This window comes from Gemmiger sp. An194, from assembly GCF_002160145.1.
Lineage (GTDB): Bacteria > Bacillota > Clostridia > Oscillospirales > Ruminococcaceae > Allofournierella.
Window position 1 is genome coordinate 38,240 of record NZ_NFKA01000012.1, and the last position, 11,994, is coordinate 50,233.

General features: G+C 44.5%; 10 protein-coding genes. 8 read left to right on the forward strand and 2 right to left on the reverse strand.

What is annotated here, in order from left to right:
- Positions 1 to 930 (reverse strand): nucleotidyltransferase family protein, encoded by a 930-nt coding sequence (locus tag B5F28_RS08795; RefSeq protein WP_087295325.1) that lies wholly within the window; start codon positions 928 to 930, stop codon positions 1 to 3.
- Positions 931 to 1,566: 636 nt separating this feature from the next.
- On the opposite strand from B5F28_RS08795, the gene B5F28_RS08800 reads away from it, so the two are divergent.
- Genes B5F28_RS08800 through B5F28_RS08830 form a run of 8 tightly spaced genes read left to right on the forward strand, consistent with a single transcriptional unit; the run spans position 1,567 to position 10,319 of the window.
- Complete coding sequence (locus B5F28_RS08800; protein WP_247643449.1) at positions 1,567 to 2,361, forward strand: sugar transferase; 795 nt, start codon at positions 1,567 to 1,569, stop codon at positions 2,359 to 2,361.
- 15 nt (positions 2,362 to 2,376) lie between these two features.
- Complete coding sequence (locus B5F28_RS08805) at positions 2,377 to 3,201, forward strand: glycosyltransferase (protein ID WP_087295449.1); 825 nt, start codon at positions 2,377 to 2,379, stop codon at positions 3,199 to 3,201.
- 15 nt (positions 3,202 to 3,216) lie between these two features.
- Entirely contained in the window at positions 3,217 to 4,140 is a 924-nt protein-coding gene (locus B5F28_RS08810; protein WP_087295327.1) for a glycosyltransferase family 2 protein, read from the forward strand.
- Positions 4,141 to 4,160: 20 nt separating this feature from the next.
- Entirely contained in the window at positions 4,161 to 5,459 is a 1,299-nt protein-coding gene (locus B5F28_RS14475; protein WP_143424720.1) for a hypothetical protein, read from the forward strand.
- Positions 5,446 to 6,399, forward strand: coding sequence for a glycosyltransferase (locus B5F28_RS08820; protein ID WP_087295331.1), 954 nt, complete (start codon positions 5,446 to 5,448; stop codon positions 6,397 to 6,399). The genes B5F28_RS14475 and B5F28_RS08820 overlap by 14 nt, the downstream gene beginning before the upstream one ends.
- 21 nt (positions 6,400 to 6,420) lie before the next feature.
- On the forward strand, positions 6,421 to 7,500 hold the full coding sequence (locus B5F28_RS08825; protein ID WP_158097559.1) for a polysaccharide pyruvyl transferase family protein: 1,080 nt from the start codon (positions 6,421 to 6,423) through the stop codon (positions 7,498 to 7,500).
- A 6-nt stretch (positions 7,501 to 7,506) separates the two neighbouring features.
- Complete coding sequence (locus B5F28_RS14480) at positions 7,507 to 8,757, forward strand: hypothetical protein (protein WP_143424721.1); 1,251 nt, start codon at positions 7,507 to 7,509, stop codon at positions 8,755 to 8,757.
- Positions 8,758 to 8,771: 14 nt separating this feature from the next.
- Positions 8,772 to 10,319 carry an MATE family efflux transporter gene (locus tag B5F28_RS08830; RefSeq protein WP_087295335.1) on the forward strand — a complete coding sequence of 516 codons (1,548 nt, stop codon included), beginning with the start codon at positions 8,772 to 8,774 and terminating at the stop codon, positions 10,317 to 10,319.
- A gap of 58 nt (positions 10,320 to 10,377) precedes the next feature.
- On the opposite strand, the gene argH is transcribed toward B5F28_RS08830, so the two are convergent.
- Entirely contained in the window at positions 10,378 to 11,757 is a 1,380-nt protein-coding gene (gene argH / locus B5F28_RS08835) for an argininosuccinate lyase (RefSeq protein ID WP_087295337.1), read from the reverse strand.
- Between the last annotated feature and the right edge of the window lie 237 nt (positions 11,758 to 11,994).

The window sequence follows — 11,994 nt, forward strand, 5'->3', positions numbered from 1 at the left end:
TTACAGGTCGCTGAACAGGTCTTCCTTGTAAACGCCCGCCTGGATCAGTGCCCGGAAGCTAGCCACAACGAAGTCCTTGTCCTCCTTGTAGGTCACGCCGAACCACTTGTCGTCGGTCTTCAGCACCTTCACCGACACCGCGCTGCGCTTGAGCAGCTGGTCGATGTAGATGGGCAGCAGGTACTCGGCCTTCAGGATCTTGTCCTCCGGAGTGTTGGCGAAGAACTCCACAAAGCCCTTGTCCAGCAGGTCCATGAAGGCGGGGGTCAGGCCCCACATGTTCATGGAAACCAGAGAGTCTGCGTCCACGGGCTTGCCCTCCACCTCGGCGCCGGTGGCGGTCTTCACGATGTTGGAGGTCTCCTCCACATCGGTCAGGTAGCCGGTCTCGTTCATATGGCAGATGCCGCGGGTCACGCCGCCGTTCTCGGACAGGGTGTTCTTCAGCACAAAGCCCGCCATGCACAGCTCGCTGTCGCCGTGGTCCTGCACCAGGAAGTCGTGGATCTTCACAAAGGCTTCCTTGCCGTAGTAGTCGTCCGCGTTGATGACCACGAAGGGCTCGTTCAGCAGACCCTTGCAGGCCAGAACCGCCTGACCGGTGCCCCAGGGCTTGGTGCGCTCTGCGGGCAGGGCAACGCCCTCAGGCAGATTCTCCTTCTCCTGATAGGCGTAGGCGATCTCCACGCCCAGCCGGGCGCAGGTGGTGGCAATGCGGTCGCCGATCGCCTCACGGAAGGCCTCGGCAATGTCGTGCCGGATGATAAAGACCACCTTGTTGAAGCCTGCCTCGATGGCGTCGTGAATGGAATAGTCCATGATGATCTCGCCGTGCAGGCCCACGGGCTCCAGCTGCTTGATGCCGCCGCCGAAACGGCTGCCGATGCCCGCCGCCATAATGACCAGGGCGGTCTGTTTGGTTTCGCTCATGATTGTCTCCTTTTGCATTCCTTTTTACTTATTTTAATAGGAAGATGCGGTGCCGGGTTATCTAGTTGACATGGTACACCACGGTTGACACATTTGTCAATAAAATGCGCGATTTTTCCATGGAATGAACAAGGGAACGTTTCGGTGAGCTGGGCGGCGAGATCAACAAAAGGGGCCCGGGCGAAAAAACAACACAAAGATCGAGTTGCCAAAGAGGGGAAAAAAAAGAAGATTTCCAGCAGAAAAATCAATATTATTCGCTTTTCTTACAGCTTTTTTACCAATTAGACGAATCTGAACCAAAAACTACCGTTTTCGGTTGAAAAAAGAGGCAAATTGCGTTATGATTAAAATACTGGTGTATAACATAGATAAAATCCGCTTTCCTTTTACGGTAAAGCGGAAACGACACGGCAATTTTCAGCGCAGCACCCGCAACACAGGGGGAGATGCAGCGGCTGCGTTTGCCGGGGCAACCGCGGGGCGGAGGAAAACCGGCCGGATGCGCACTGCCCCGTCACGCGCAAACGGAAAACCGCCAACGCAAGATCCCCCTGGGCAACCTTACCGATGCCCGGGGCGCTTTGCGTGCAGCAAATAAGGAAGCGTAAAAAATCCAGAGGGAGAAGAACGGCGATGAAGGTCAAAAAACAGTATGTATCGATGCGCAGAATCATGAAGCAGCATCGCATTCCGTTGACCGGTGCCCAGCAGAGGTATCTGCGGCAGAAGCGGTGGTTCGATGTGGTGATTGCGGCCATGGCGCTGGTGGTGCTGGCGATTCCGTTTATGGTGGTGGCCCTGCTGCAGAAGCTGAGCAGTCCCACCGAGCCGGTGTTCTTCCGCCAGAAGCGGGTGGGGCAGGACAGCCATGTGTTCTACATTACCAAATTCCGCACCATGAAGAGCACCGCGCCCAAATACTCGGCCACCGGCGAGCTGCAGAACGCCGACGCCTATATCTCCAAGCTGGGGCGCTTTTTGCGGGATACCAGCATTGATGAGCTGCCGCAGCTGTTCAATGTTCTTACAGGCGACATGAGCCTGATCGGGCCCCGGCCGCTGATCCGGCAGGAGCGCAGCGTGCATTTTCTGCGCCGGTACTACGGGGTGGACCAGCTGAAGCCGGGCATCACGGGCTGGGCGCAGATCAATGGCCGCGACATGCTGAACGATTACGACAAGGTGTTCTACGACCGGGAGTACTTAAAGAACGTGAGCATGGCCTTTGACGCGAAGGTGTTCTTGGATACTGTACTGAAAGTACTAGGCCGCAAGGACATCCAGGAAGGCGTGCGGGCGCATCATCACCGGGACGAAGTGCGCCGCCACCAGCAGGAGCAGCTGGTCCAGGAGAGGCTGGAGCAGCGTGAATTCGTGCAGTTCCAGCAGGAGGCCCAGATGGTGCGCGAGCACCGCCGGGCGATGTGAAAAAGGGGAATGAACGTGCAGTACGAAAATTACAGTGTTTTAATGTCGGTTTATTATAAGGAAAAACCGGAGTACTTGAAGCAGAGCATTGAAAGCATGCTGAATCAGACCGTGCCCACCAATGATTTTGTAATTGTTTGCGACGGCCCGCTTACCCCCGAGCTGGATGCCGTGATTGATTCGTACAAAAATGCACTTCATGTTGTTCGTCTGGAAAAAAACGGAGGGCTTGGCCCGGCCTTGAATGAAGGACTAAAGCATTGCAGGAATGAGCTTGTTGCACGGATGGATAGCGATGACATTAGCGTTCCCCGGCGCTGCGAGATACAGTTGGAAGAATATAGGAAGAATCCCACACTTGGGATTCTTAGTGCATCGCTACTGGAGTTTACAGAAACGACAGATAATGTGATTGGAAAAAGAACCTTACCGGTAGAAAATGAGCAGATCAGGCGGTATTCAAAACGGCGCTGCCCGTTCAATCACCCGGTAGTGATGTTTAAAAAAGAGGCAGTACAGCAAGCGGGCGGATACAACGGCCGCTTTCATTTGTTTGAGGACTATTATTTGTGGATTCGAATGATTCAAACCGGTGTGGAAGCAAGGAACATTTCAGAGAATCTGTTGTATATGCGCGCCCCGGCTGATATGTTTCAGCGGCGCGGCGGAATGAAATATGCAAAGGATATGTTGAAATTCAGAGGCTGGATGGTCAAAAGCGGTTGGTCCAGCTGGAAGGATTTTACGTTTTCCGCTTTGCCGCAGGCGGTAGTTTGTGTGGCGCCGAATTGGCTGAGAGAGAAAGTGTACGCTCACCTGCACGATCAAAGTGCAAAATGAACTTGGAGAAAACATATGCCTCAAATTAGTGTAATTGTTCCGGTGTATAAAGTGGAAGAATATTTGGATCGGTGTGTCCAATCGATTCTGGATCAGTCTTTTGAAGATTTGGAAGTGATTCTGATAGATGATGGCTCCCCGGATCGATGCCCTGCAATGTGTGATGAATGGGCAAAACGTGATTCAAGAATTACAGTGCTTCATCAAAAAAATGGTGGAGCAAGTGCAGCTCGAAATGCTGGTTTACGCGTTGCGCAAGGTGAGTACATTGGCTTTGTTGATAGTGATGACTGGATTGAGCCGGGAATGTATGGCTCCATGTACGAACTCATTACGGCAAATGATGCAGACATGGTGATTTGCGAGATGCAGCGCCAAGAAAAAAAGAATAAATCCATGGCAGAAAGGGTCGAACTCTGGGGCCAGAAAAAATGCTTGGACCACTTTTTCCGGGTCAATGGGGAAGAGGACACACATTGTATCTGGAATCGTCTGATTAAAAAAGAAATACTCGAAGATTTCTTTTTTATTGAAGGAAAAATGAATGAGGATGTGCATGCCTGTTACTGCTTTGCGGTGCGATGCAAAAAGGCAGTGTACACAAATGCACCGTACTATCATTACACATTTAACGTAAATGGTGTAACAAATAATAGGTTTACGGTAAAGAAAATGGATTTGCTATACGTGTGGGACAAAGTGCGGGGATTAGTTGCAAATGAAGTCCCGGAATATCTTCAAGTATGTGATCGGAATATAGAGCGGGCAAGATTCACGTTGTTGGCCAAAATGTATTTTGACGGATATGATAAAAGAGATAAAAGGTTGTCAGAAATCAAACATCAACTTAAGAAGGCGGTAAGGAGATCCATTGGAACATTATTACTCTGGAAAATGCCACTGAGCAGAAAAGTTTTATTACTACTAATTTGTATATAGAAGGTTATTGGTAAGGACTAATGAAGATTAGCAACAAACACACGCTTTATTTAAGTATCTATGCTTTTTGCGTTATATTTTGTCCCCCTATTATTCCTCGCTTTGATATCGTTTTAATTGGCTTTTCCGGAATGATGATCTTTTTTAAATATAGATCAAGATTTATTAGCGCAGTGTTTAAATCCGGAATTGCAACGTGGGTTAAACTGATGGTTGGGCTGGCATGTTATGTGGCGCTTATACCGTTGCCTTTAAGTGCTTTTTTCTATAATGATGTGGTTCAAGTAGGGCACTATATTTCGTTGGTCAACCGTTACGGTTTGATGACTATAGCTGTTATTGTTTGCGGATCGTATTTTTTTATGGAATTACAGAGAAATGAATATGATTTTTCTGGATTTCTTAAAGTGATATTTTATGCGGGTGCGATAGAAAGTACTTGCTGTGTGCTTTCTCTAATGTTTCCTCGTGTAAAAAATCTTTTTGTATCATTGATGCTGGCTAACACTGGAAGTGAGCTGTATCAAAATACATGGTATATCACAGTACGAGCGTATGGTTTCTCCAATACCCTTGTAGACCTTTTTGGCTTGGGAATATCAGTAATTGCTAGTTCATGTTTGCTGTATGGGGTATTTAAGGAAAAGAAATTTATTTTCCTTTCAATATACATATCTATTGCGACGGCACTAAATTCTCGTACAGGGCTACTGATTTATTTGTTGTGTGCTTGTTTGGTAGTTATTTATATGATGTTCACTGGAAGCTTAAAAAAGTTCCTTGTAGGAGTTATGGTGCTTGCGCTAGCTGTTTCCGGGTTTAATATTTTGATGAATAGCAATATACTGGATGAGGCAACAAAGGGATGGATAGAAGCTGGATTTGAAAGTGTTTATGATTTGATTGAAACGGGAAAAGCGGAAAGCGATTCTTTGGGCGTATTGTTCCAGGATTCCTGGTGGGAGTTGCAAAAGGGGATTCGTCTTCTTTTTGGAACTGGGCATTCGAGATATGGTGCAAATGGGTATACACACACAGATGTAGGATATGTAAATGAAATTTGGCTTTTTGGTGTTATTGGAGTTTGTGTGTTATATATTTCGATTGCTTTTCTGATATGGAAATATTCTTTTAAATGGAAAGACAGACTTGTGAACTGCATTGGAATAATTTTGTTTGTGGAATATTTTGCGTTTAATGTCAAAGCTGTTGCACTTGGATATAATCCAGGAGCTATGTCTATTTTGTTGATTTTATTTGGAATAAAATTCTTTTTTGAAAAAAAGGAAAAAGGAAGAAAAGGCAGTGTGCAAATTTAGTGTAATTATACCGGTTTACAATGTTGAGAAATATTTAAATGAATGCGTAGATAGTGTATTGGCGCAGTCTTATAAGGATTTCGAAATTATACTAATTGATGATGGTTCTACAGATTTGTCAGGAGATATATGTGATCAATACGAAAGAGAATTCAACTGCGTGAAGGTTGTACATCAAAATAATTATGGATTGTCAGAAGCCAGAAATACTGGTATTAGAACAGCTCAAGGAAAATATTTAGTGTTTCTTGATTCAGATGACTATTTTAAAGAAGATGGATTAGGTACACTTTCTCAGATTATTGAAAAAAATAATCCGGAAGTCATAATAAATAACTACTATTGCGTGACGGAAAATACGGAAACATTGTGCAGTAAAAATTGGAAATTTCCGGAAATAATCAATGCCTCGGAAAGAGCATTGATTGAATGTTCGGATGCAAGGAATATTATACTCACAGCATGGTGTGTTGTAGTAAGACAAGATTACCTGATGAACCATAATCTTATGTTCTATCCTGGAATTAAGCATGAAGATGAACTTTGGACACCTCAAATCATTATTAATAGCAACAAAATTGCTTTTAATGAAAAGGCGTTCTATTGCTATCGAATGGAAAGACCTGGATCTATTGTAAAGGAGCCTGATATAAAAAAACTTTTTGATAAAATTTTTATTGTGGATAAATTGACCGAATTTGCTGAGCAAAAAGACAGAAAGAAATGTCGAGCAGTTAAACAAAGATGTGCAAAGTTGATTACGGGAGTTATTCGAAGCTTAGTAGAGTATAGCGATACAAAAAGCTATAAAATGCTGATGGATGAGACACAAAAGAGAATTGGCATTTTGTGCTATGGGCAATCTATTAAATATATTATTCTATATTTATTATGTTCATTAACTGATGTTGGTTCTGTGTCGAAAATTTGGAATAAATAGTAAATGGGGAGAAACTTCCGGATGATGGAAAAAAGTATAAGAGTAATAAAAGGAAAAGTGAAAAAGTGTGTTTTTGACTTGATAACTCTTATGTGTGCGATTCAATTAATTTCTTTTCGAAAAAGATTTATCATCTTTGATACACCATCACATGAAAATATTGGAGATCAGGCAATTCTTATTGCGGAAATTGAGTACTTGAAAAAGATTTCGCCTGAGCATAAAGTGATTACAATACCAGCAGAGTGCGTAGAAAGATTCTTAAAAACCTATTCTAACTTGATAAAAAATGAAGATATAATCTTGATTCATGGAGGCGGATTTCTAGGTTCAATATGGAAAGATGAAATGTATGCGGAAGTGATTCAAAGATATCTTTCAAATATGGTAGTCATTTTTCCGCAGACTATTTTTTATGAGAACACACATTATGGGAATCATCGTTTGAAGGTTGAAAAAGACATATTTGACAAAGAGAATTTGATGCTGTTTGTTCGTGATCAACGATCTCAAATCTTTGCGGAAGAAAACCTCTACCAGATAAATCCTCAAAATTGTGTCTTGATTCCTGATATCGTTCTATCCTATCACACTGAAATTAGTAATCAGTCTGTAGAAAATTACATGATTGCATGCCTAAGAAACGACAAAGAAAAGGTTTCAACGGATAATTTTTATGCTAAACTCGAGGAAGTTGCAAAAAAAGAATGCTATAAATTAGAACTAACTGATATGTGTACGGATCATTCGATTCGTAGAAAATGCGAAAAATATAGAATTGTTGAATGCAAATTAAAACAATTTGCGAAAGCAAAATTTGTTGTTACAGATCGCCTTCACTGCATGGTTTTCTGTGCGTTGGTAGGAACGCCTTGCATTGCGATGGATAATAGTAGTAAAAAAGTAAAAGGTGTTTATGAAAAGTGGCTGAAAGATTTAGATTATATTGTGTTTTGTGAAAATGAAAACGACGCGTTGAGCAAAGCGAAAGAATGGACCAAAACCGACAGCATTAAGGTGACCCGTTATTCTCCTAAAGACTTGGAGAATGCTTTTGAACCCCTTGCAAAAGTTTTGAAAGTTAGTCTAATGAACAGGTAATAAACAATGGAAAATAAAGTAATTGTGAATGAAGTTCAAGTGAATGGAAATAAGCTTATCTGTGATTTTAGGGCGTACGGAGAAATTGAAAAATGCTTTTTGAAGAATGAGTTTGAAGTTGAATATGATTTCGATTTGACAGATATTCCTAAAAGTATTTTGGTTATTCCATTGCTTGGAGACATATTACCGCTTGTATGGCTGTATAAGGCTGAGATTGTCGCAGAAGAGATTGATGCTGATTTTCTGGAGGAAATTGGAAAAGCAGAAGATGGTTTCAGAGAAATGTATCCAATGCTTTCATTTGGTGGAAAAATCACAGCTCGAGCGGTTAAAAGTACTTCCGTATCAAAAGAAAGAAAAGTTGGATGCTTCTTTTCTGGTGGGGTAGATGCTTTTACAACGCTGTATTCGCATCTTGAGGAGAAACCGCTTCTCATCACTATATGGGGAAGCGATATAAAGTTGGATGATATTGATGGTTGGGGAAATGTAGAGCATCATGTGAAGAAAACTGCGAAAGACTTTGGGCTTTCATATACACGGATAAAAAGCGATTTTCGCGGCTTAATTAACGAAAAAGTAGCCAACCGGAAAGTAAGAATATCTGGTGATGGCTGGTGGCATGGTTTTTCCTGCGGAATGGGACTAATTTGTCATGCTGCAGTTATTGCTTATAAGTATAGCTTAAAAAATGTCTATATTGCATCCAGTTTTCCCGCCTACTTAAAAGGACAATATACATGTGGAAGTGATCCGGTAATTGATAATAATATTAAATACGCAAGATGTAGTACTGTACATGATGGTTACGAAATGGATCGTCAACAAAAGGTGCGCTATATCCTGGAGAAAAGTGAACATTATGGGATAAAACCACATCTGAGAGTATGTTGGGAATCGAGAGGCGGGAAAAATTGCGGCCATTGTGAGAAATGTTATCGCACAATTTTAGAAATTGTTTCAGAAAATGGTGATCCGAATCAGTATGGATTTAATTGGAATGAAGATAGTATAAAACGATGTGAGGAAGATTTTAGAAAGAAAATTGATCTTTCTGAAAAAAGAATACAGTGGTCCTACGAATCTATTATTAAGTCGTTTAATAATCATTATAATGGAGATAAAAATGCGTACTCTTGGATGTTGGGCGATAACTTGATAGTAATGAATAAAACTATTCTAAAACAATTTAAACGTACTATCGTTTATAGAGGGCTAAGAAAGGCGCTTAGAATAGTAAGAAACTATATCTAAGATAGGATAAAGTAATGAAAAATGGTAGCCGAACAGCAATAAACCTTGCGTGCAGTTTTTTGGTGTTGGGGACAAGCATTTGCATTAACCTTTTTATGTCCCCGTATATTGTAAGTAAAATTGGTGTAGAGGCAAACGGGTTTATCACGCTTGCTAACAATTTTACAACATACTTGAATTTGTTTATCCTTGCCCTCAATAGTATGGCTGCGCGGTTTATATCAATTGAATATAACAAGCAGAATTATCAGAAAGCGAATTTATATTATAATTCGGTCTTTTGGGGCAATTTAGCTCTGGTCCTGATTTTTGCTCCGATAATGTTTTGGGGAATTTTTAATCTTCAAAAATGGATTGATATCCCTCCCGAATTGGTAAGCGATGTTAAGGGGCTATTTGCGCTTGTGCTTCTCAACTTCTTTTTAGCTACTGCAGCACCTAACTGGGAGTGTGGCGTATTTACAACGAATAGACTGGATAGGCAATATATTCCTAACGTGATAACGTCACTTTTGAAATGTGCGTTGCTCTACATATCGTTGACATTGATTGTTCCTAAAGTATGGTATGTTGGCTTGGTTACATTCATCGTTGGAACGATAAATTTGTGTGTAAATGGGTATAACACCCATGCTTTGACTCCTCGATTGAAGATCGGTTTTCGGAAAGGGAAGAGAACTTGGTCGATTGATGCCATTAAGCAGCTTCTCTCTGCTGGTATATGGAATTCGATTACATCAGCAGGATGGATGCTATTGAACGGATTGGACCTCCTCGTTGCCAATTTGTTTATTAATTCTACAGCGATGGGTCTGATTTCGCTGTCTAAGATATTATATACATTGATGACTGAATTTTCTAATTCAATTAATCGAGTGTTTGTGCCTTCGATGGTAATCGATTATGCTACGGGAGATTCTAAAAACCTTGTAGCCAATGTGAAAAAGTGGGTCAAAATATCTTCTGTTTTGATGGTGACACCGTTGGCAGGAATAATGGTTCTAAGCGATGACTTCTTCCGTTTATGGGTCCCGGGGCAAGACTATATGTTGTTGTCCAGGCTTTCAATGCTGGCTTGTGCAGGATCTATTTTTTTGTGTGGAAGCCAGGTTCTTTTCCAACTTTTTACAGTAACAAATCGCCTGAAGGCTTATTCGGTATCAGTTCTTGCAAGTGGTGTAATTTCGTCTCTCGTCGTATTTGGAATTTTAAGAATAAACTCCGATGAAACGTTTGGTATGTATGTCATTGTTGGAACAAGTACAGTGGTAGCAGTAATTCGAAATCTGCTATTTTTGATTCCTCTGGCGGCCCGAAGCCTCGATCAGAAAGCAACGGTTTTTTATCCGGTTAATTTGATGTGTATAACGAATGCAGTTGTTTGTATTGCAGTTTCAAGCTTTGTGAGAAGTTTCTTTACAATAAACAATTGGATTGAGTTCATTTTTATTGCCTGTTTGATTGCAATAACCAATTTCGTTTTAAGTAGCATAATCTTGCTAAATAAAAATGAAAAACGAGAATTGCTGGAGAAAATAACAGGAAAACTGATAAAGAGATAATTGTTTAACCAAAAAAGGAGCACCCCGCCCGGGGTGCTCCTTTTTTCTATCCAAATCCTCACAGCTTCGCCAGAAACGCTTCCAGCTGCTGCAGCTGGGCCGTCACCGAGGCCGGGCCGGTGCCGCCTTCGCTTGTGCGCCGCGCCACGCAGGCCGCAAGATCGATCGCCTCGTATACATCCTGATCGAACAGCTCGCTCAGGCTCTGGTATTCCGCAAGGCTCACATCCTCCAGCACCTTGCCCTCCGCGATGAATTTCGCCACCAGCTGGCCCGTCAGCTTGTAGGCGCTGCGGAACGGCATCCCCTTGCGCGTCAGGTAATCCGCCAGGTCGGTGGCGTTGATGAACCCCTTCTGCGCCGCCGCGTACATGTTCGCCTTCAGCGGCTTCATGGTGCGCACCATCGGCGCGAACACCTCCAGACACTGGCTCACCGTGTCGATGGCGTCGAAGATGGCCTCCTTGTCCTCCTGCATGTCCTTGTTGTAGGCCAGCGGCAGCCCCTTCAGCATGGTCAGCGTGCCCATTAAGTCGCCGTACACCCGGCCCGTCTTGCCGCGCACCAGCTCCGCCATGTCCGGGTTTTTCTTCTGGGGCATGATGCTGGACCCGGTGGTGAAGCCGTCGTCCAGCTCCACAAACTTGAATTCCCAGCTGGACCAGAGGATGATCTCCTCCGAAAAGCGGGAAAGATGCATCATCACAAGGGCCAGCGCGCTCAGGATCTCCACGCAGAAGTCCCGGTCGGATACGCCGTCCATGCTGTTTTGACACACCCCGTCGAAGCCCAGCGCTGCGGCGGTCATGGCCCGGTCGGTGTCGTAGGTGGTGCCCGCCAGCGCGCAGCTGCCCAGAGGGCTGTAGTTCATGCGCCCCACCGCGTCCTGCAGGCGGGTCACATCCCGCTGCAGCATGGCCGCCCAGGCCAGCAGATGATGGGCAAAACACACCGGCTGCGCCCGCTGCAGATGGGTATAGCCCGGCAGGATGGCATCCTGATTGGCCTTGGCCTGCTCATAAATGGCCTCCAGCAGCGCTTTGATCTGGTCCTGCAGCGAAGAGCAGGCATCCCGCAGATAGAGCCGCAGGTCGGTGGCCACCTGGTCGTTCCGGCTGCGGGCGGTGTGCAGCCGCTTGCCCGCGTCCCCGATGCGGCGGGTCAGCTCCGCCTCCACGAACATGTGGATGTCCTCGGCGGTGGGGTCGATGGCAAGAGTGCCGCTGTCCAGCTCGGCCAGAATGTCCTCCAGCCCGCTGGTGATGGCGGCAAGGTCCGCCCCGCTCAGAATGCCCTTCGCCGCCAGCATGGCCGCGTGGGCCAGCGAGCCGGTGATGTCCTGCCGGTACATGCGGCAGTCGATGTGGATGGACGAGTTGAAATCGTCCGCGATTTTACTGGTGGCGGACTGTGCCCGCCCTGCCCAAAGCTTTTCCATATCCGTTCCGGCCCGGCCGGTGCCGGGCGCGTCCCCCTCTCGTTTTCGGCTCTTTCTGTGTGCCGAATTGTGATTATATGCATGATATTAGCATAAATATTCTTTAAATGCAAGAAATATGCGAAAATAAAGAATAAAAATTCGATGAGCAGATATTGCTGTATTTCGACGCGGCAACCGGAAGGGCGAAAAGCCGAAGAAAAAACAATGCCCCCGCTTTTGTGAGTTTTCACCAAA